Raw genomic sequence first — 22,381 nt, forward strand, 5'->3', positions numbered from 1 at the left:
AAAATGGCAGTAAAAAAACAAAGTTATGAAGAAAATATTGCACAAATTGATGAAATTTTGGAAAAATTGGAAAGTGAGGAATTATCGCTAGATAATTCAATTTCTGAATATGAGAAAGCGATTAAGCTTATTAAGGATTCGGAGAAATTGCTTGAAGTCGGAGAAGGGAAAGTTATGAAGGTGCTTGAAAAAAATGGAAAAGTGGAAATGGAAGATTTTGAATAAAGATTAAAGATAGATTTTTTAAAATGTTTGAGTTCATACTAAATCCATTTAAATAGCGAATATATTAAAAACTTTTCTAAAAAAAGAAAAACAGTAATTAGTTGAATGATTATGAAATAGTTAGTATAAAAATTTATTCCTATTTTCAAAAGGAGTTTAGTATCAGTTTTTAAGTAAAATAAAAATTTGAGTGACGGGGGATAAAATGTTACGAGAATATTTGGAAGAGAAAAAGAAGATTGTGGAAGACAGTCTGATAGAATTGCTTGCGAATCACAGAAATAAATATCCTGAAAAATTAGCAGAAGCAATGGAATATGCGGTTATGAACGGAGGAAAACGAATACGTCCTATTTTGATGTATATGATTTGTGATTTGTTTGAAAAAAATAATTCTGAAAATTATGATAAAGTCAGGGAAATTGCCATTGCACTTGAGTTTATACATTGCTATTCACTCGTTCACGATGATTTGCCGGCGATGGATAATGATGATTACAGACGTGGTAAACTTACAGTTCATAAAAAGTATAATGAAGCAATCGGAGTTCTTGTGGGAGATGTTCTTTTGACAGAAGCCTTCGGAATAATTGCAAATTCTAAAAGTTTAGGAGATAAAAATAAGGTTGAAATTATTTCGAAATTGTCTGAATATGCAGGATTTTTTGGAATGGTCGGAGGGCAGTTTGTGGATATGGAGTCTGAAAATAAGAAAGTGGAAATTGACACATTAAAGTATATTCACGCTCATAAGACTGGGAAATTGCTGACTGCTGCAATAGAATTGCCGATGATTGCTTTGGATATTGAAGGTGAAAAACGTGAAAAAATGGTAGAATATTCAAAATTATTGGGAATTGCCTTTCAGATTAAGGATGATATTTTGGATATTGAAGGGAATTTTGAGGAAATTGGTAAAAAATCGAATGATGTCCAAAATGAAAAAACGACTTATCCTAGTATTTTTGGACTTGAAAAAAGCAAAAAGCTGCTTCAGGAATATTTGGAAAAAGCAAAAAAGATTATTGAAGATGAATTTGAAAACAATCAATTGTTTTTGGAATTAACTGATTATTTTGGAAATAGAAAAAAATAATAAAAGACTTTTGACGATTTTTTAGAAATTAGAGGTGAAAATGAATAAAAAAATTGTATTTTATGTGGGGTGCTTAATTACGTTAATACTTCCATTAATTAAAAGTGTTCATGCATTTGCTTCGGGAATATCCCTTCTTATGGGAATTATTCTAGCAAGTTTTAGTTTAATTCTGGTTCCGAAAAATTTGGGAAAAATACGAAAACTTACGTTAAATTCAGCTGTTGTATTTTTTGGATTTGGACTTAGCATAAGCAAGGTTGTTGCTGTTGGTAGCAAAGGGATTTTTCAGACTGCAATCAGTTTAATTTTAGTGATAAGTATTGGTTTAATTTTTGCAAAAATTTTTAAAATGGAAAAAAAATTATCACAATTAATTGTGTTTGGAACTGCAATTTGCGGTGGAAGTGCTATTGCGGCAACTTCTCCAGTAATTGAGGCTTCTGATGAGGATATTGCCTTATCTACAGGGATAGTATTTATTTTAAATACAGTTGCATTATTTCTTTTTGCATTTTTTATAAATTATTTTAAATTAAATGCTGAACAAACTGGAATATGGACTGCATTAAGCATACACGATACCAGTTCGGTAGTATCAGCTGCAGCTTTTCACAGCACAGAAGCCTTGAAAATAGCCACAATTATGAAACTTACAAGAACACTTTGGATTATTCCGATAGTTATTGTTCTTAGTATTTTAAATAAATCTGAAAATAAGAAGATTAAATTTCCAATTTTTATATTATTTTTTATTTTAGCTTCAATTGTTGCGACGATAATCAATTTGCCAGCAATTTACAGCTTACTTACTCAAGTAGGGAAAATGATGCTATCTCTTGCACTTTATATGATTGGAACTTCATTAAATATTCAGGCTATAAAAAAAATGACTGGGAAAAATCTTTTGTATGGTATTACGCTTTGGATTTTTTCGATAATTTCAGGGTATATGATAATGATGTTTTTGTAAAAAATGGTAATAAAAAATTATTTTAGTGTAATAAAAAAACAGGAAGGAAATAAAATATTATGAAAATAAAAAAATTATTAATGACAGTATTAGTATTATTAACTGTACAAATGTGCGGACCTGAACCTAAATTGGACTACAATGTTACAAAAAGTGAAAGTTACAAAATTTCTGAGAAAAAAATGAAAAAGAATTCTTTAGAAGTAAAAAAGGGGTTTGAAGCTGATACTGAGAAATACAAAAGTAAAACAAAAGAAGTGGCTAAAAGTTTTTTAGAAAATACGGTAGAAAAAGCGACTCAAGGTACAGATGAAAGTTTTGCTGCTGAAATGTTAAAGCAAATGGCAGTTAGTATGATGGAAAAAGGGATTGAGCATCAGCAAAGTAAAATAGAAGAGATTAGATTTTTTAATGACAAAGAAGCACAGGTTACTCAAAAAGTAAAAATTTTTGACGGTAGTAAAGGAAATATTGCAAAATTTCAGAATGAATATGAACTTCTTAAACTTGTTGCACAAAAATTAAAATATAAAGATACAGAAGATATGATGGCTCAAATGGAAAAAATGAATAAAAAAGAAGTTTTTTCTAAAATTATGAATGCTATAAGTGAAATTATAGAAGATGAATTTAAAAAAGAAGAAAATTATATAGAAATGACTGTAACTTCAAATATGAATAAAGTAAATAATACTTGGCATATGAAAGATTTGGATGAAAAAATTAAAGCAGTAGAAACAATATTTTCAAATTTAGCGAACAGTATGTAAAAAATATAGAAGGATAGATAACTATGTTTATAGAAAAGAAAAATTATTATTATATTGAAGAGTTTCAAAAATACGGTATTACAGCGGTCTATACAAAAAAAATCGCTGGAAATATGTCTGATTACTGCCCAATTGAAAATCAGAAAGAAGGAATACAGAAAAATAATCGTGAAAGGTTGTTAAAGGAACTGAATTTATGTGATAAACAGGAAGTAATGGCTTTTCAGACACATTCGAACAATGTGAAAATTATTGATGAGGATACAACAAAATATTATTATGAAAAAGAAGAAGACATTGATGGATTTTTAACAAAAAGGAAAGACATTGCAATTTTTACATTTTATGCGGATTGCTTGCCGATTTTTGTCTATGATAAGGAAAATCAGGTTATAGGAGTATGGCATTCAGGATGGCCGGGGACATTTAAGGAAATGATGGAGTCAGGGCTTTTGGAAATGCAAAAAAATTATGGGACGCAAGTTGAGAATGTAGTAATGGCATTAGGAATTGGAATTGGTCAGAAGGACTACGAAGTTGGAAATGAATTTTATGATAAGTTTGTGGAAAAATTTGGGAAAAGTAACAGAGAAATTGTGGAAAAATCATTTTGGTTTAATGATAAAACAGGAAAATATCATTTTGACAATACAAAATTTAATGAACTTATGGCACTCAAACTTGGGATAAAACAGGAAAATTTGATTGTGGCAACTGAAAGTACATTTGATGAAAAATTCCATTCTTACAGAAGGGAAGGAAAAAACGCTGGAAGGGCTACGGCTATGATTAGTTTTAAATAAAAAAAAACAAAAAAGAAAGGAAATGAAATTATGAGAAAAGTTTTATTTTTAATATTTTTAGTAGTGGGAACAATAGGTTTTTCTTCTAATTGTAATTGGTATGAAAACAATACAGGATATGCAAATAAAATGGTAGAATTAGTAAAAACTGCAAAATTAACAAATAAAATTTATTGTGATATAGAAAAAAATAAAATGGTATATGAAACAGTAGACAAAGAAAACGTAAGTTCTTTGGAAATCGGGTTAGTTTATAATAAAGGGGGAAGTAAAGCAGATCTTACATATATTGAAATTGCTAATTATATTGATAAATTTGAAAATGATATAAACAAACTATACCCTTGGAAAAACTTAACAGAATTAGAATACAGTAATTCTCCAGAATATTATAAATATAGAATGTATATTTATAGTCCAGAAAATAAAGAAGAATTTATGGCTTATCTGATTGTTTATGATACAATAAATGGAGAATGGAAACGTTTTTACAGTAAAGATTTTTGGAATAAAAATGATGAAAATGATGCGGGAATGATAGAAGTTATGGAAGAAATGGGGACAAAAGCAACAGACGATATAGCTTATTAAGAAAATAATTTTAAATAAAATTAGGAGATAAATAATGAATTTTTTAATAAAAATATGGATTGCATTTATTTTGGACTTGATTTTTGGGGATCCAGAGAAAATTACACATCCAGTCCAGATTATTGGTAAAATGATTACATTTTTAGAGAAAAAATTATACGGGAAAAAGGGTAGCTTTATTGGTGGAGCAGTTTTAGGTATTTTAGTAGTTGCAAGTACATTTTTAGTAATGTATGGATTTGTGAAATTGACAAAAATTGTAAAAGTTTTGGAAATTTTGGAAATTTATTTGATGTATACGGTATTTTCGGTAAAATCATTGGCTCGTGAAGGAAAAAGAGTTTATAAAATTTTAAAATTAGGAAATCTGAAAGTAGCAAGGGAAAAATTGTCTTATTTGGTTTCAAGAGATACTGAAAAGATGGATAAAGTTATGATTATTAGAAGTACAATGGAAACAATTTCTGAAAATATGGTGGATGGCGTTATTGCACCGATGTTTTATATGTTTGTGGGTGGACTTCCACTTGCGATGGCCTATAAGGCGATAAATACGCTTGATTCAATGGTTGGATATAAAAATGAGAAATATGCAAAATTTGGTACATTTTCGGCAAAATTAGACGATGTGGTAAACTTTATTCCAGCAAGAATTTCAGGTATTTTTATAACAGCGGCAAGTTATATTTTAAGATATAATTACAAAAATGCATGGAAAATATTTAAAAGAGATAGGAAAAATCACGCAAGTCCAAATTCAGGACATTCAGAAAGTGCAGTAGCAGGAGCATTGGGAGTACAGTTTGGTGGAAAAGTTTCATATTTTGGAAAAGAAGTGGAAAAGCCCACAATAGGAGATAAGATAAAGGAATTTAGATTAGAAGATATTAAAAAAAATATATTATTGATGTATGTTACAAGTTTTGTAGCAATATTCTGTTTTTCTATAATACATTTGATTATAAATGGCATGTTTAATGGTGTTTTTAATTCAATTGCATATTTTGTAACATATTTTTTTGTAAATATGCTATTTTAAAGTAAATTATTTTTTTTGTATAAATAATTTTTTAGTCCAATGATATAAAAAATACGAAATTTTAAAATTTAATGCTCCAATTCCAGTTGCCAGAATATTTGTTAAAACGTGATTTTCAAAATATTTCTGGCTTACTTTTCCAACAATAAACATTCCCACACAAAATATTATCATTCTTTTCAAATATTCAAAATTTCCACGCAATTTTCCCTTGTCTTGAAAATATAAAATGTTGTGTACTCCAGTCACAAGTAAATTTATATTTATAGTAGAGATTATGGCACCAATCAAGTACCCAAAATAAAGCTCGACATAGTTAAAAATTATTCCTAAAATAGAAAGTAGTATCATTGCAAAAATAGAAATGATATATGCTTTTTTTATTTCTTCTGGCATCTTTTCAAACATTTTTCTTTTTTCCCTTTCTAAAATCATTTTTGAAATTTTTAGTTATTTTATGTTATTTACTTGTTTTATAAGCGACCAGTATCCAGAAATAGCTCCGATTATTAAGAAAATAATCAAAACAAGTGGTTGATCGGTTTTAAAAAGATATTTTTTCAAAAGCAAATAAAATCCTAACATAAGTAATATCGGTAATGCTAGAATATAAACCATATTTGTTGCAAGTGCAAAATACTTCATTAATTTGTTGTTTTTTCTATTTTGTAATTCTTTTTCGTTGTTATGTCTACCCAACTTCTTTTCTATTTCAAAAAGTCTCTGTTTTCGCTTTTCTTCTTCTAGTTGTGCAATTTTGTCTTCTTCAGTTATTTCATTTTCTAAAGTTTCTTTTTCCTTTTCCTTTTCAAGTTCCATAAAATTACTTCCTTTTTAAATTTTTATCAATTTGATTTAACGATAATTACAATTTTTTTAGTACAAAAAATATTCTACTTTCTCCAAATTTAGGATTAGAAGCAGTATCAAATATTTCAAAACCATTATTTTGAACAGTTTCCACAATCCACTCAGGCTCATAAATAAATTTATGCTGAACTTCGTTATATTTTCTAAATAAATTATCATTTTCATTCTCACGGATAAATAAATCAATTTCGATCAAATGTTTATTTTCACTTAATTGCTCATGTCGCCAAATACTTGTATATTCCGGCTCTTCATCTAGAAAAATATCATTTTCAAATATTTCCTCAAAAATATCCTCCGTCACAGCATCAAAAATCAAATAACCATCTTTTTTCAAATTTTGGTTACATTTTTCAATAAATTTTAAAAATTCTTTTTCATTTTTTAAATAATTTACTGTGTCAAAATTACAAATAATATAATCAACTTGTTGAATTTCATTCTTTTTATTTATATTATCATAATTTATAATATTTTTTTTTACTAATTTGTAATTATTTACTAAATTGTTTTTTAATAATTTTTTTTCAGATATTTCCAACATTTTTTTGGATAAATCTACTCCAACTACAGAAAATCCATCTTTCAAGAACCGCCATAAAAATTCTCCAGTTCCACATCCCAAATCCAAGACAGTTCCTTTTTTTTTAATAAACATTTTTAAAAATTCATACCATTTATCGTAATCTACATGTTTCATAAAAATATCGTAAATTTCCGCAAATTCCTTATGCATTGGTTTTCCTCATTTCTTTAATTTAAGTTATGTAATATTATATCATTTTTACTGGGAGTTGTGAACTAAGTTTACAAGTTTTACAAGTAATACAAAAAAAGAAAAACTCCCAACCATAAATTGAGAGTTTTTTTGCTTACTTATTTTCAGGTTTTTGTAGTTTAGATTCCCATTCAATAACTTCTTCTGGGAAATAATCCAGAAATTTATCAACTTTTTTTCCTTTAATATCGATGTTTAATATTTTATCATCTTGTCGTAAAGTTCTTAATATGCTTAAATCTTCACGACTTTTCGTTCCACCGATAATTGTGTGTTTTCCATTTAGGTTTGGCATTGCTTGCATAGTTATAAAAAACTGGCTGCTGTTTGTATTTGGGCCTGAATTTGCCATTGCCAATATTCCTTCAACATCAAAAGTAAGCCACTTTGTAAATTCATCTGATAAAAAATAGCCAGCGGTACCAGTTCCATTTCCAGAAGGATCCCCACCTTGAACAAGTGCATTTGGAACAACTCTAAAGAAAGTTAATCCATTGTAGAAATCATTTTTTGCTAAAAATACAAAGCTTGCAACGTTTTTAGGAGCAGCTTCAGGATATAGATAAAATGAAATCTCTCCTTTTGTTGTTTTTATTACTGCTTCCAATTGAAAACCTTGCATTGCCTTTTCAAATTTTTTTTCTTCTTTTGATTTTTTTCCTTTAGCATTTACAACAGTTGCCATTAACAACATCAAAATACTAACCAATATTACCATTTTTTTCTTCATAAACATTCCTCGCTTTACATTAAGTTATAATTTTAGTCAAAATATAAAAATTTATTACTCAAATAAATTGTACCAAATTATATAACTATTTATTGTACAATCGTTTTACGTGCATTATCATTTCTTCAATTTCCATTTTGCCATTAAAATCAAATTCCAGAATTCTAAAATCAATATCTTCAATTTCCATATTGTATTTTAAAAGCTCCTTTTCTTCCATAATATTATCATAAATAACAAGTACAGAAAATTGGTTTCCAAAGCCATCCACAAGCTCTAGCGTGTTAATTACACGATTTTTTTTCATATTAAGAGAATTTCTTATTATTTCATTCGCTGTCTTTTTACTTCTAACTTCCTTATAAAGTTCAGAAATTATTGGAGGCATTTTTATTGCAAATAATATTTTTAATTCTTCTCTTTTCTTAAATTTTACTATTGCCATTTTTCAAATCCTTATTTTTTATTTTTATAAATTTACCCTTGAATTGCTTTTGTCAATGGCGGAATAATTTGTTTCTTTCTTGAAACAACACCTTTCAAAGTTACTAAATTGCTGTCAACTTTTTCTCCAAATGCTTTTTCAATAATATCATTTCCATTTCCTGAAACCAAAGCTAGAGAATCATTTGATAAAATATTTGTGATTGCAAACATAAAGAATTTTAATCCTTCTTTTGTAATAATATTATCAATTTCAGAAAGCAGTTTCTCTTTTCTTTCCAAAACTTCTGCTTCATTTACAGTATTAACTTGTGCAACACCGATTTTTGAACCATCAATTTCAAAGATTTTCATATCCATATTTAACAGTTCTGCTTCAGATTTATCTCCAAGAGCAGTTCCAGCCTTTAACATTTCAAGACCATAGTCATCCGCATTTACTCCAGCGATTTCAGCCAGTTCCTTACCAGCCTTCACATCACATTCTGTACAAGTTGGCGATTTGAAAAGCAATGTATCTGAAATAATGGCACTTAACATAAGTCCTGCAGTTTCCTTACTTGGTACAAGATTATTTTCCTTAAATAATTTTAAGATAATTGTCGCAGTACATCCAACAGGCTCTAATCTTGCATATAAAGGCTCATCCACATTAAAGTTTGAAATTCTGTGATGATCAATTAGTTCCAGAACTTTTGCTTCTTCAAATCCTTCAGCAGTTTGAGTTCTTTCATTATGATCCACCAGTATTATTTCTTTTCCAGCCACATTTTCCACTAATTCAGGCTTTTCAACTTTAAAATAGTTCAAAGCATACTTTGTTTCTTCATTAATTTCTCCAAGTCTTACAGCCTTAACATCTTTTCCCAATTTATTTTTCAGTTCCATATAAGCAATCGCTGAACAAATTGTATCTGTATCTGGATTTTTGTGTCCAAAAACTAATATTGACATATTTTTTCCTCCTAAATTTTAATCATCTCATATTATTATAACCTATTAATCTTATTTTTGAAATAGAAAAATCCGTTTTTTTCAAAAATCACTTTAAACTTCTAACAATTGAGCATCAATTTCATAATCTGCTGAAACTTTTTCGCTTAAAATATCCCTATACTCATTAATCTGTTCCTGATACTTCTCATTCGTTTCAGGCTCAAATCCAGTCTTGTAATCATAAATATAGATTTTCTTATTTTCCTCATCAATATTAATTCTATCAATGATACGTTTTTTCCCTTCAGAATCATAAATTTCAAATTCCGTGTAAACTTTGTATTTCTCATTATAAATATCTTTATTTTTTTCAATAAATTTTTCCATTCGGACAATTAATTCTTCTACAATCTTTTTCCCAAGCATATTTCCATATCGGCTCAAAAGTGCAGATTTTGCAATTAATTTATCATTTTCCAAATTATTTGAAATGTGTTCAAAGTAATAGTGCATTGCAAGCCCTTTTTTACGTTTAAACTCATTTTCCAATGTATTTGAAGATTTTTTTACAACAAATTTATCATCATCAAAATACGTTTCAAATAAATTATTGCTCACTTTTACATCTGAAGTATCTGTTGTTTCTTCAGGAATTTCCGATTCTACAATTTCACCTATTTCATATCTGTTTTCATCTTCATAAACATCAATCACTCTTTTCACTAAAGAATCAGCATATCGTTTGTCTTTTGTTATTTCAGCGTCAAACAATAATATCAGATTTTTTTTAGCACGAGTCAATGCAACATAATCATTGTTAATTTCTTCCATTATTTCTTTTTGAGAATTATTATCTCTCATTTCACTCAATTCATTCTCAAACATTTTTTTATTATAATCTGTAAACAGCACAATAAATTTTTTTACAATATTAAATTTTTCATCAAAATCTAAATAGCTTTTAAAATTATCTTTATCTGTACGCCCCTTATTTGTTTCTCTTTTATAATAAAATACCGTATCAAATTCTAATCCTTTTGAAGCATGAATCGTCAGTAAATTTATCGCATTTATATCCTTGCTGCTAACCTGTTTCAAATTTTCCTTTTCTTCTTCGGCAAATGTTATAAATTCATATAAATTACTGTATTTTTTCAAAATGTTAAAAAATATAAAAATGTTTTTTAAATCACTGTTTGTTGAATAAAATTTTGTTATTTCAAATTTCTCAACAAGTTTTCTTGAAAAATTTTCTTTTTGATATTTATCATTTAAGTTTATTGACAAGACTTTCAAATCCTTAATTTTATTGATAATTTCCTCAAAAATTAGTCCATTTCTTTCTAAAGTATTAATTTTTTTATATTCTAAAAGTTTTTCTTTTATCTCATCATCTTTTTGAATATTAATAAACTCTTCAAAGCTATTTATTTTAGAATTTCCGGCAATATACTTCATAATCTCATTTTTATTTTCTAGCAGATATTTTACATGGCTATTTAATCCACCAATTAAGTCACTTCTCACAAATTCCAACAAATATTTAAAATTATCAAATGCAAAAAATTTAATTAGCTGATACATTGGAACAATAGGCTTGTACTCCAAAATAGTTGCCTTACTTTCAAGTGTATACGGAATTTTTGCCTCATTCAGCGCTGTCGCAATTTCTTTTAAATGAATATTTTTACGACAGATAATTGCACTCTTTCCCAGATTTTTTATTTGACCATCTTTTATCATGTCAATAATTTTTGTATAAATTTTTTCTTTGTCTTCCTTTGTATCTTGAATAAAATATCCAAAATATCCTCTTTGATACTCTTCATCTTCCCTATAGCCAGAATCTGTATAATTCCAATTAGAATCATAGCCATTAAATATTTTATTAACATTCTCGATAATTTGCTTGTAACTTCTATACGATTTATCCAGAGTTTGAACATTTCCTTGAATCATTGTTTCTAATTTTTCAAATAATTCCTTTTCTCCACCACGCCAATTATAAATGCTCTGTTTTTCATCACCAACACAAATAATATTTTCCGAAGTATTCATCATTAATTTCAAAATTTTCCACTGCAAAATGCTCGTATCTTGAAATTCATCAATCATGATTGTGTCTATTTTCCCGCCGATTAATTCAAGAAATTCTTCTGTAACTTTATCATTTTCCACAAATTTTAGTTCTTTATTGAAAATAAATTCATACGTGTACACCAAAATATCATTGTAAGTAAATCTTTTTGAAGAAATTTTGATTTTTTGAGCAATATTAAATATGATTTGAGCGATAGTTTTTAATTTTTTGTCTAATGGCAGTACTTTGCTTACAAAAATATATTCAGACAATTTTTCTTTTAAATTTTCAGAACTTTCCTCCAATTCTTCTCTATCATCTTGATTTTTTGCTCCTTTAGTATAATTTCCATTCCAAATTTTCTTTTCAAAAAATAAATCTACTTTTGGAGCAACTAATTCCAATTTTGCTTTTATTTTCTGATTTTCATTTTTACTTTCATCTTTTATTAAAATACTATATTTCTTGTAAAGACTATGAAATGGCTCTGTTAAAACTTCTTCTACATCTTTACCCTTTTTATCGGAAATTTCTTCAATTTTTTTAAATATCCCATCTAATTCATCTATAAATCTATATGATATTTTCTTATTCTCTGGCATCTTAAAATCTCCTGCCAAAACAAATTTTGGATGCATTTCCAATATTTCTTCAATAATTTTTATATAGACTGCGATATTTTTTTTCTCTTTTTTTTCATCAAAAATAAATTTGAATTTTTGAAAAATTTCTTCATTTTCAATTATTTTTATCAAAACTTTTGAATAAAATTCATCTGTTTCCTTCTCAAAAATCTCATAATTGTAAATATTAAAATACGGTGCTATCGCATTTTTAAAGATTTGGTTAGTAAAACGGTCAATGGTAGAAATCCGAATGTCCTCTTTATTTTTTATCATTTCAAAATAAATATTTTGTAATTCTTTTTTATTCAAATTATCAAATTTATAAATTTCTTTTAAATTTTTTTCTAATTCTGCTCCATTTCCTTTATCAAAAGCGATTTGATATAAAAAATCAAAAATTCTCTCTTTAATTTCAGCTGTAGCTTTTTTTGTAAAAGTCATTACAACTATGTTTTTGTAATTAACACCTCGTATCAGATTAGCTATAAACTCTAGCGATAGTCTGTATGTTTTTCCAGTTCCTGCACTAGCTTTCAAAATTATATTATTCATCATCGCTTAATTCATCCTCCCCTCTACAAATATTTATGTATTCTTTGTAAAGATAATTTTTTTGGTTTTTGATATTACCTAAATCATAAAACTCTTCATTTCGATATTTATAAATCACTTCTTCAACATCTTTTGAAGTTAGTATTTTATCATGCGTTCTCTCGTCTGTCACTAACTTACCTTCCCAAGTATCTACAATAATTTTTTCAATATTTTCATTATTGTCATTTTCCAGCATTAATGAATAGTAATCCAGCTGTTCCATTGCTTTATAAACTTTATCAGTTTTATAACCCTTTTGTCCATCTCTCAATTTCCCTGACTTATAATCAAATAAGTAATTTTTATTACTCGTTTTTATATGCAAATCTGTAACTCCATTAATAGACACATTTTCAAACAGTTCTTTTTCTGAAGATAATTTTATTCTTTCCTCAAAGTAAATTTCAATATCGTTTTCTGTTTCTAGTTTCTTAATTAATTCATCAAAATATTTTTCTGCTGATTTTAAAATTTCCTCAAACGGCACTTTTTTATAAAACTCCAAATATTCTTTAGGAACTTTATAATCAAATGAATTTAGCACTTTTTCCAAAATTTCTGCCAGCTGGTTTCTATCAATTTTGAAAGTTTTATTCTCGAAGTCTGCTTTGTTTTTCATAACGACATTTTCATAAAAAGAGTGAATTATTGTTCCAAATATTTTAACATTTATTTCATCTTCAATCTCTTCAACTTCTTGCTCTCCAATCGATTTTTTCAGATAATATCCGTACTCACAATCTCTCATTTCTTGAAATGAATAATACCCCAATTTCAATTTTTCATTTTTTATTTTATTAAGATCTTTTTCCAGTTTTGACGGAATAAAATCTCCAATTTCCCTTTTTTCCCATTTTTCTTTTCTATCTTTTAAAAAATATTTTTTTACAAAATAAAGTTCTTCAGCCTCGCTTATTTCACCTTTTATAACTCCAATTCCATACTTCAGTTTCAATTCCTCGATAACACTTGCTGAATCAATATTATTTTCCAAGTCTTTAATATAGGCTAAATATACATTTTTTGCACTAAGTATGTTTTGGTAAATTTTAAACATTCCAATCAGCTTCTTGTCATCACTTGTTGGAAGTCCCATTTTTGCACGTTGAATTTTTGAGAATAAAAAATTATTCATTTTTATTTTTGGAAATGAATCCTGTAAATTTAAAATAATTATATTTTCCTTGGTTGTTTCTGAAATATTTTCAAATGAGTTTATTGCAAATCTGTTTTCCAAATCTTCTTCTGCACTGTCCTCCAAATTCAGTCCAATCGATTTTTTATCCAAATATTTCAAAAATAGTTTTAATAAATTAGCTGAAATATTTTGACTAAAAAATTTATCCCACAAATTATCAAAGCTAAAATCTTCTAACACGAGCATTTCAGATAAAGCCTCAAAGTATTTATCTTTCACATTTTTATCTTCTTTTACTTTCCTTTCATTATTTAGATAGATTTTTTCCAAATAATCGCTATATTCCGCCAATGTCGTGTATTCATAAATCTTTTCCAGCTCTTTGACAAATTCAATAATTTTACTGATAGCAGTCATTCTTTGCTTATAAATTTCTTTAAATTTCGCTTTTTGAGTTTCTTTTTCCAATTTTTTCAAATCTTCTTGATTAATTCGTTCCAATTCCTCTCGTGAAATGTATTTATAATCTTTTGAAACCAAATCTTGAAAAATCTGATAGCTTTCTTTCAAATTAAAAATATTAAGTAAATCATTAGATTTGTATGCGTCATAAAAATCTTTCGTTCTAAACAGAAACAGTTTTTCCTTGTCTTTTCTGTCAATTTCCCTCAGATTGTCTAGCAAATTGTAAATTAAATTCAGTATTTTGTATATTTTCGTATCTTTCATAGTTATTTCTAAATTTGAAGAAATTTTTTTCTGTTTTAAAAGCTGATAGTCACTTTTGACCTCTTCAGAATTTTCCTCAGCCTCAAAAATTCTATAATTTTCTCTCGCATCTTCATTTTTCTTACTTGCCTTTTTGCTATCCTTCTCAACTTGTTCTAATTTTTTCACTAATCCTAATAATTCTCCAAATTTACTGCTAAATTCATGAATTTCCACATTTATATTTTTTGACTCAAAAATCTCTCTTGCGGGCAATGAAAAACTGTCCTTTATTTTCAACTTTTCCTCATTAAAATTATTTTCCGAAAGCTGCAAAATATTTTCTACAGCAATCCCTCTATTTTCAATTTCTCCAATTAAATCCTTTTCAAATGGAGTAAGTTTAACTTTATTCACAAAGCAAATTTTAGAAAACTTCTTCAAAAAATTCTCCGAAATATTTTCCACATTTCTAAGCATATATGGCAAAATAAGCCCTTTCTGCTGCACAACTTTTTTAATCTCATTATCAATCTCAACCAAAGTTCCAAAAGTTTCAACTTGCCATTTCTCCAGCTCAATTTTTTCCAGATCAATCTTATATTCCTGCAATTCTGCAAATAAATTGTAGTAATTATAGGCAACATCAATAATATCATAATAATTATTAACCTTCATATCCTTTTTTAACTTCTCAGTCAAAGCATTGTAAAACAGCACAACCTGTTTCTCTTCTTTTACCACAATTTTATCAGTAACAAAGACATTCTCATAAAAATCATAACTATTCATCATCTTAAAATTCTGAAAAATCCCTAATTCCTGCTGTATTTCCTCATTCTGTAAAAATTCTCTCTTTATCTCAAAAAACGAAGCCGAATTTTCAAATACAAAAAGTGTATTTTCATTCTTTTCAAACTCTTTAAACAATATATTCTTTAAATCAGAGCCAATCCCTTTATAACTAATTTTCATAATATTCTTTCTCCTTAAATTGAAGATTTATTATTATTATAACATTTTTTCTAAAAAATTGTAAAAGTATACCAAAATCATCTAAAAAGTTAAAAAATCAATTTCTATAAACTCCTATATTTGTTTTTTATTGTGCAACTTATAAATTACAAAACTATTGTAACACTTATTAAATAAGTCGAAAGTATTTATTTAAAAAATTTTTTGTTGAATAGATAAACAAAAAAGAGCTTTACAGCTCTTTATTAAAATCAATATTTTTATTTTGTTAACGAATTTAAACAACATTAAATTTAGAAACCTATATATATTTCAGTACTTTTCATTTTTGGGGTACTCTAAATCCTTTGTACAATTTCAACTGTTGAAACGATAGAGTTTTAGTCCCCTTCATTTTTGGGGTACTCTAAATCGATATGGAGAAGACCGTAATGAATATACAGAAAGTTTTAGTCCCCTTCATTTTTGGGGTACTCTAAATCACAACAATGTATTACTAAAAATTATAATTATGTTTTAGTCCCCTTCATTTTTGGGGTACTCTAAATCGTTAATACAGCAGTAATACCAACACATAATAAGTTTTAGTCCCCTTCATTTTTGGGGTACTCTAAATCACTAATATTAAATTCGAAGATGGAGTAACTAAGTTTTAGTCCCCTTCATTTTTGGGGTACTCTAAATCCCATCGAATTATGGGATAATATTTTATATTTTATTTACTTGTTTATTTAGAGTGTGCCTGAAAAAATTAAATGTATTTTAATAGTTTCCAGACACACTCTAGCGATTTAGATTACCCCGCTGATTTATTTTATCATATTTTTTTGATAATGCAAACTAATATTCCAAAATTTTTGCTTCTTTTCTTATGATTTTTTCTCTGATACTTATTTCTCCAGATATGATTTTCTTTTTTGAGTTAAATTACTTTACATTTTTTAGTTTTCAGATTTTTTTTCTTTCATTTTATACTCAAACATAACTTTCACAAGTTTACACAATTCTTTTGAATTTCTATAGGTTTTTATCGGTTCTTTCTTTTTATCATTATCTTTTAGTTTCAGTTTTTTCAAATGTACAACTTCTTCTGATTTTAAACTTTCTATTCTTATCTTTTTATCCTTTTCTATCTTAAATGTTACCACAAAACCATATTCTTTCAATATATCCACTATTGATTTCATAATTGCATTTTTAAGTTTTCTGTCATAAGAAAGTAGTTTTCTTAGATTTTCCAACATTTCTAAAAGTGAAATTTCAGCATTCGGAATATAGTTAAAATGTGCTATATAATTTCTTATATACAAATCTTTTTTCTCTTTTTTTAATTCTTTTACTTTTTTATCAGAATAGATACTTATTTTTTCTGTATCGTCTTTATATAATTCTTTATAAAAACTTATATACTTTTCAACAATCTGTCCATTTTTATATTTTACATTCTTGCTATTATCAAAATTAAATATTTCTTCAATATACTGATTTTCAGGAAATTCACCTTTCAATCTAAATCTTAGATCCCTTTCCCAAATTGAAGTATATCCTACAAGCCTATGAAGTATTCTTAATAGTAAACTTTGCAATAAATTTAATTCATTAAATTCAACTTTATTTTTCAAATGAGTATATTGCTGTATATTTCTGATTGCCTTTTCATATTTTTTATAATCTTCATCAGTAAATTTTTCATCTTTTCTAGGTCTTGCATATTTTCTATGTAAATTTTCCTGGGTTGTATGATTTTCTTCTATTTCATTTTTTTTCTTACTGTAATTTTTTAATTCTTCAATACTTATTTTATACTTTGCCTCATCAGATATTTTCTCAAGTAAATTTAACATCCCATATTTTTTTATATTATAAAAAGCTCTATGCTTTATAATATTTTCTCCATCAAAATATATTTTATTTGTGTCAAATTTCTTCAATTCTTTATTATCTTTTACCTTATTTCCATTAAAATCTAAAAACTTCCCAATTTCATCCGCTTCTAATTCAAAATCTTCTGTTACTCTATTATTATCTAAGTTTAAAAGATTTATAAGTTCAAGTTGATCTGAAAAAGCTTCTTCTTTATTTGCACTCTGATATTTTTCAAGACTTCCTTTCAAATTAGTCAATTCTTTATGATTAAGTAATTTTAAAATTAGATAAAACATATTCAAACTTTCAGTGTATTTTAATATCTTTCCTAATTTTATCTCTCTTACAAATTCATTTATTTCATGTGGAATTTCAATATTATTATTTTGTTCATATTTTTTCAAGAATTTATCAAACTCTTGTTTTTTTCCTGCTAAAGAAGTATTTATTTGCTCATCGTTTCCAATGTACATAAGGCTTAACCTTCCGTTATTTGCTAAGTAAGTCATAAATCCTTTTAAAAATATTTTTTGTATAAAGTCAATATATGCGTCTTTTTCCTCTTCATCCTTATTTCCAGCATCAATCATATAAAAGCTTTGTATATTTGCAAGATATTCTTTAGGAGTTTTTTCTTGAAGATTTTCAAATTTTTGCAGTTTATAAAATCCAGTTTTTAAATTTCTTTTATCATTTTTATTTAACTCAATTATTTCTTTGATTATCTCAAAAAAATTCCCATTATTGCTCATAAAATAATTTAAAAATTCACCATAATAAATATTTTTTAAAAGATATATCTGAGCATCTGTAATTTCTTTAGTTTTATTATTATCATTTGCTTTCGGAATTTTCCAATAAATACATAAACTATTTTTCAAATCATCTATTCTACTATACAATTTTGTAAACGATGGAACAAAAGGAATATTTTTATTAACAAACTCAAATCGTGTTCTATTTAAATAATTTAATATTTTATATTTTTCCAAATATCTAAATACATTTGCACTATTTAACTGCTTAAATATCTTCAATTTCAATTTTTTCTCATTTATTTCATCGTGAAACATTTTTTTTGAAATTTGAGAAGGAACTATATTTTTAAATGTAAATATATCTTTCCCTTCTAATTCCAAATTAAAATGCACAATCCCATGTCTAATACTGCTAATAGCTTCATCAATATTTGAAAAAAAATCTTCAATTTCCTTTTTGCTATTCATATTAAAATCATAACTATAGAACATTTTTAAATTTTTCTTCACTTCATTTTGTTTATTATTATCATATAATTTATCAATTTCTCCAGAAATATATTTTTCTTCGCCCTTATTATTTTTTACAGTCTTTCCTTTAATTCTGCCTGTAATATCATTCTCATTTTCAGTTTCAAGAATATTTCTCAATGAAAAATATGCAGTAGAAGAAACCCCAATTATATTTCGCAAAAATGCTTCATTTTGTCTATTCCCAACAATAAAATTACTTGTCGCAATTTCTCCATCCTGTAAATAAAAACTGTATTTTCCACAATTTCTTACATAAGTATCCAATTTATTTAGTAATTTATTTTCTATTAATTTTTTTAAACTCTGATATTCAAATATTCTTTTCACTTTATCATTACTTATATTACTTGGTTTTTTATACACATAATTTTTCAGAAGTTTACTCATTTCAATTTCTACAAAATGACAAAAAACATATTTTATATTTTCATCATTAAGTTTCTCTTTATTCAAATAATATTTATAAAATACTTGAGATTTTTTCAATTCACTTACATTTGGAACTTTCTCAATTAATTCTTTCATGTTATTTACATTCTGTATTTCTTCATAAATAATTGTTGCAAAATTTTCTTTATCATTTTTTCTTTCAATTATTTTGTGATAGCATTCCCTTATTTTATATTTTTCATGTTTTTTTGAATTTTCTATTAAAAAAAATAAATTCTCAATATCTTCTTTTTTGTATAATTTATCAAATGCTTCTTGTATATTATTTATATAATCATTACGTTTTGCTGAGTCTTTGTAATAATTGTAAAAAATATTTCTTTTGCTTTTTCCTTCAACTTTTTTTATATTATTTTCATTAATCTTTTGATAATTAGCTTTATTTTCTTCAAGTGAATATTTTAAAGAATTTATCTTATCCAATTTTTTTTCAAAATCGTTTCTAAATATTTCTAATTCTTCAGAATTTATATCTCCATTTAACAGTATTTTTTTTAAAACCAAAAAACTATTTTTATTTTTTAAATCATATTCTGAAATATCTTCTTCAGAATAATTTTTATTCTGTAATTGATTTTTTTCTCTCCTATCCTTTAAATACAGAATACCATCTTTTAAATACAGTACTTTATTTGAAAAAAATTCTTTTAAATTTTCTCTTCTTATTCTATTTTCTTTTTCACTTGCATTATCAGGATTTTTTATATATGTATCAAGTCTTATAGTTAAAAGTTCTGACAATCTCTCATCAGTCTTATTTTCTTCACTCGTACTTTTTACCAATTTTCCTTCTTTAATATATTTTTTATGTGAAATTCCATCAATTTTTGTGATTTTCATATACAAAAAACCTCCTAATATTTTCTTTATTACTCAATACCTAATTCTTTTTTCAATGCTTTTTGTAAAATTTGTGAAAAATTCAGATTTTTTTCCTGTGCCAATATATCTAACCAAACAGGAATTGTTAAAGTTTTCTTTTTAAGTGCATTTGTAACTTTTGCCACTTCATACACTGGATCAACAGAAATAATATACAAATACTGATTTTCTTTCAATTTTATATCTTCTACTCTTGAAGGTTCAGGAAAATTTTTTCTTACATCCAGCAAATCAGCCAGATGCAATCCCAATGTTTCCCTTAAATTAGAAACAGCTTTCTCCATATTATCTCCAAATGTAGCATAATAATTTATACTTCCATCTTCAAACTTATCAAAATCAACAAGACAACTATAATAAATTCCATCTTCCTTAGTTATCACTGCTGGATAAAATACATCCATTTTAATTATCTCCAATCTATATCACGTGTTAAACACGTATTTAAAAATATTTATAAAATTTTTTAGCATCTCTGCTAAAACAAAACAATTATTTCAAATTTTTATATTCCTTAATCACTCATTGTTAGTGATTCTTTTTTACTTGTACAATTTTTCATTTAATTTCTTTATTTTTTTAATATTTCTTACCTAATTACAAATTTTCCTTACTTTTGGGGTGCTCTAAATCAAAAGTGTTAATTTAATCGTGCTATCTATTTCGTTTTAGTCCCCTTCATTTTTGGGGTGCTCTAAATCCTTATTATAGAACAGGTTTTAAAAAGTAATTTAGTTTTAGTCCCCTTCACTTTTGGGGTGCTCTAAATCGAAAATAAATGAAAAAAAAGATTATTTAATTAGTTTTAGTCCCCTTCACTTTTGGGGTGCTCTAAATCCCATCCAAATTATGGGATAATAATTTTTAGTGAAAGCAAGAAGGGACTAGAATTTAATCCCGACTTGTTTTTCAATACTTCTTAATGTTCCTACAGGTATATCTTTTGAATATGGTACTGTGACCACACCTTTTACACCTGGAATCATCCATTGATAATGACTTCCTCTTATACGTACAACTTTTCCACCTAATTTTCTAAATCTTTTTTCGATTTTTCTATATGACATAAATATCATTCCCTTCTAAAATAACGTTAATAATAACTTCTAATAGAAAGTATTTGAAAATTAGGGAGAGTCGAAAAGTTTTACAAAAAATCATTTTCAACTTATAAATTCATTATAACACGTATTCAACACATTGTCAATGATTTTAAAAAAATTTTTTTAGAAAAAATCACAGCCAATATTTTTAACTGTGATTTTAATATTTTTATAAAAAATCCAAAAAATTTACTTTTTAAAAATTATCTCACAATTTGGAATAAGATTGCAACAACTAGAAATAATGTTGCAACTACTTCTGTAAATTTTTCAATTCCTTCTTTTTCTTCATCCAAGATGTTAGCAGAACTTTTTGCTAAACCTTGGCTTCTGTCTGGCTGTAGTAAAATTACGCTTATCATGATGATTGATAAAATTACTAGAGCTATAATTAATAAATTTTCTAACACGTTATTAGTTCCTCCTATAATTTACAAAACAAGAGAATAAGCAATTAATTTTTATTGTAAAATAATTATTTAGCTGCTGCATCTCCGGCTTTTATTATTACAGCGAATTTTTCAGGAATTAAACTTGCTCCTCCTACTAATCCACCGTCAATGTCTGTTTGAGCGATTAAGTCAGCTGCATTTGCATCGTTCATTGATCCACCATATTGAACTGTTACGTTTTCTGCAACTTCTTTTCCGTATAAATCAGTTAATAATCCTCTGATGAATGCGTGAACTTCTTGAGCTTGTTCTGGAGTAGCAGTTTTACCTGTTCCAATTGCCCATACTGGTTCGTAAGCAAGTACAACATTTGCCATTTCAGCGGCTGTTACATCTTTTAATCCACCAGTAATTTGAGTTTTTACAACATCGTTAGTAGTTCCAGCTTCTCTTTCTTCCAAAGTTTCTCCGAAACATAAGATTGGTTTTAAATCGTGAGCCAATGCTGATTTTACTTTTTCATTGATGATTTCATCAGTTTCATGGTAATATTCTCTTCTTTCAGAATGTCCTAAAATTACATATTCTACACCTAAATCTTTTAACATCAATGGTGAAACTTCTCCAGTATATGCTCCGCTTTCTTTAGCGTTCATATTTTCAGCAGCAATTTTAATGTTGCTTCCTGCAGTTTCTCTAGTTGCTGTTTCTAGTGCAGTGAAAGGTGCTCCAATTACGATTCCTGCATTTTTCACGTCTGCTACTAAAGGTTTTAATTCATTGAAGAATTGTGCAGCCTCTTTTGCAGTTTTGTTCATTTTCCAGTTTCCAGCTACTATTACTTTTCTCATAGTTTCTCCTCCATTATTTATTTAATATTTTACATTTTCTTTTATTTTATCACATATTGCTTTTTTTATCAATGCTAATACACGAATTTTTCAATTTGATTTTTTATATCTTTTATGTTAAAATTCTTTTAAGTAATTAAAGTAAATAAAATCTAAAAATATATTAAGA

Annotated in this window: 20 protein-coding genes and 1 CRISPR repeat array; of the genes, 7 read left to right on the forward strand and 13 right to left on the reverse strand. The window is 26.6% G+C overall.

Going from position 1 to position 22,381, the window contains the following annotated elements:
• Nucleotides 1-3: 3 nt before the first annotated feature.
• The 7 genes from xseB to cbiB all read left to right on the forward strand — a co-directional run bounded on the left by xseB (nt 4) and on the right by cbiB (nt 5,497).
• The gene (gene xseB / locus ACZ5B9_RS03635) at nt 4-225 is read left to right on the forward strand and encodes an exodeoxyribonuclease VII small subunit (protein WP_464423403.1); all 222 of its coding nucleotides are present in this window, start codon (nt 4-6) and stop codon (nt 223-225) included.
• Nucleotides 226-430: 205 nt separating this feature from the next.
• Nucleotides 431-1,321, forward strand: coding sequence for a polyprenyl synthetase family protein (locus tag ACZ5B9_RS03640; protein ID WP_464423404.1), 891 nt, complete (start codon nt 431-433; stop codon nt 1,319-1,321).
• A gap of 40 nt (nt 1,322-1,361) precedes the next feature.
• The gene (locus tag ACZ5B9_RS03645) at nt 1,362-2,294 is read left to right on the forward strand and encodes a YeiH family protein (RefSeq protein WP_464423405.1); all 933 of its coding nucleotides are present in this window, start codon (nt 1,362-1,364) and stop codon (nt 2,292-2,294) included.
• A gap of 59 nt (nt 2,295-2,353) precedes the next feature.
• Complete coding sequence (locus tag ACZ5B9_RS03650) at nt 2,354-3,064, forward strand: hypothetical protein (protein ID WP_464423406.1); 711 nt, start codon at nt 2,354-2,356, stop codon at nt 3,062-3,064.
• A gap of 23 nt (nt 3,065-3,087) precedes the next feature.
• A complete protein-coding gene (locus ACZ5B9_RS03655) occupies nt 3,088-3,867 on the forward strand; it encodes a purine nucleoside phosphorylase YfiH/LACC1 family protein (RefSeq protein ID WP_464423407.1) in 780 nt (259 codons plus the stop codon).
• Nucleotides 3,868-3,897: 30 nt separating this feature from the next.
• Nucleotides 3,898-4,458 (forward strand): hypothetical protein, encoded by a 561-nt coding sequence (locus ACZ5B9_RS03660; RefSeq protein ID WP_026749347.1) that lies wholly within the window; start codon nt 3,898-3,900, stop codon nt 4,456-4,458.
• Nucleotides 4,459-4,492: 34 nt separating this feature from the next.
• Nucleotides 4,493-5,497: an adenosylcobinamide-phosphate synthase CbiB gene (gene cbiB / locus ACZ5B9_RS03665; protein ID WP_464423408.1), complete on the forward strand. Its 1,005-nt coding sequence runs from the start codon at nt 4,493-4,495 to the stop codon at nt 5,495-5,497.
• Between the two features lie 6 nt (nt 5,498-5,503).
• On the opposite strand, the gene ACZ5B9_RS03670 is transcribed toward cbiB, so the two are convergent.
• The 13 genes from ACZ5B9_RS03670 to tpiA form a co-directional block, all read right to left on the reverse strand.
• On the reverse strand, nt 5,504-5,905 hold the full coding sequence (locus ACZ5B9_RS03670; RefSeq protein WP_464423409.1) for a hypothetical protein: 402 nt from the start codon (nt 5,903-5,905) through the stop codon (nt 5,504-5,506).
• A 42-nt stretch (nt 5,906-5,947) separates the two neighbouring features.
• The gene (locus ACZ5B9_RS03675) at nt 5,948-6,316 is read right to left on the reverse strand and encodes an AtpZ/AtpI family protein (protein WP_314291715.1); all 369 of its coding nucleotides are present in this window, start codon (nt 6,314-6,316) and stop codon (nt 5,948-5,950) included.
• Between the two features lie 46 nt (nt 6,317-6,362).
• Nucleotides 6,363-7,103, reverse strand: coding sequence for a class I SAM-dependent methyltransferase (locus ACZ5B9_RS03680; RefSeq protein ID WP_464423410.1), 741 nt, complete (start codon nt 7,101-7,103; stop codon nt 6,363-6,365).
• A gap of 136 nt (nt 7,104-7,239) precedes the next feature.
• Nucleotides 7,240-7,875, reverse strand: a complete 636-nt coding sequence (locus tag ACZ5B9_RS03685) for a peptidylprolyl isomerase (protein ID WP_464423411.1) — start codon at nt 7,873-7,875, stop codon at nt 7,240-7,242.
• A gap of 85 nt (nt 7,876-7,960) precedes the next feature.
• Nucleotides 7,961-8,320 (reverse strand): hypothetical protein, encoded by a 360-nt coding sequence (locus tag ACZ5B9_RS03690; RefSeq protein ID WP_464423412.1) that lies wholly within the window; start codon nt 8,318-8,320, stop codon nt 7,961-7,963.
• 32 nt (nt 8,321-8,352) lie between these two features.
• Nucleotides 8,353-9,273, reverse strand: coding sequence for a manganese-dependent inorganic pyrophosphatase (locus ACZ5B9_RS03695; protein ID WP_464423413.1), 921 nt, complete (start codon nt 9,271-9,273; stop codon nt 8,353-8,355).
• Between the two features lie 93 nt (nt 9,274-9,366).
• Nucleotides 9,367-12,516: a UvrD-helicase domain-containing protein gene (locus tag ACZ5B9_RS03700; RefSeq protein ID WP_464423414.1), complete on the reverse strand. Its 3,150-nt coding sequence runs from the start codon at nt 12,514-12,516 to the stop codon at nt 9,367-9,369.
• On the reverse strand, nt 12,506-15,376 hold the full coding sequence (locus ACZ5B9_RS03705) for a PD-(D/E)XK nuclease family protein (protein WP_464423415.1): 2,871 nt from the start codon (nt 15,374-15,376) through the stop codon (nt 12,506-12,508). Before ACZ5B9_RS03705 ends, ACZ5B9_RS03700 begins: the two co-directional genes overlap by 11 nt.
• A 309-nt stretch (nt 15,377-15,685) precedes the next feature.
• Nucleotides 15,686-16,061: direct repeats of the CRISPR family, unit length 36 nt; unit sequence GTTTTAGTCCCCTTCATTTTTGGGGTACTCTAAATC.
• Between the two features lie 256 nt (nt 16,062-16,317).
• The gene (gene cas13a / locus ACZ5B9_RS03710; protein WP_464423416.1) at nt 16,318-19,824 is read right to left on the reverse strand and encodes a type VI-A CRISPR-associated RNA-guided ribonuclease Cas13a; all 3,507 of its coding nucleotides are present in this window, start codon (nt 19,822-19,824) and stop codon (nt 16,318-16,320) included.
• Between the two features lie 29 nt (nt 19,825-19,853).
• Nucleotides 19,854-20,270, reverse strand: coding sequence for a type II toxin-antitoxin system HicB family antitoxin (locus tag ACZ5B9_RS03715; RefSeq protein ID WP_315289501.1), 417 nt, complete (start codon nt 20,268-20,270; stop codon nt 19,854-19,856).
• 480 nt (nt 20,271-20,750) lie between these two features.
• Nucleotides 20,751-20,933, reverse strand: coding sequence for a type II toxin-antitoxin system HicA family toxin (locus ACZ5B9_RS03720; RefSeq protein WP_464423417.1), 183 nt, complete (start codon nt 20,931-20,933; stop codon nt 20,751-20,753).
• Between the two features lie 239 nt (nt 20,934-21,172).
• Nucleotides 21,173-21,379: a preprotein translocase subunit SecG gene (gene secG, locus ACZ5B9_RS03725; protein WP_026749337.1), complete on the reverse strand. Its 207-nt coding sequence runs from the start codon at nt 21,377-21,379 to the stop codon at nt 21,173-21,175.
• 65 nt (nt 21,380-21,444) lie between these two features.
• Nucleotides 21,445-22,212, reverse strand: a complete 768-nt coding sequence (gene tpiA / locus ACZ5B9_RS03730) for a triose-phosphate isomerase (protein ID WP_006804863.1) — start codon at nt 22,210-22,212, stop codon at nt 21,445-21,447.
• Nucleotides 22,213-22,381 lie beyond the last annotated feature (169 nt).

It is taken from the genome of Leptotrichia sp. SK-5 (assembly GCF_055387215.1).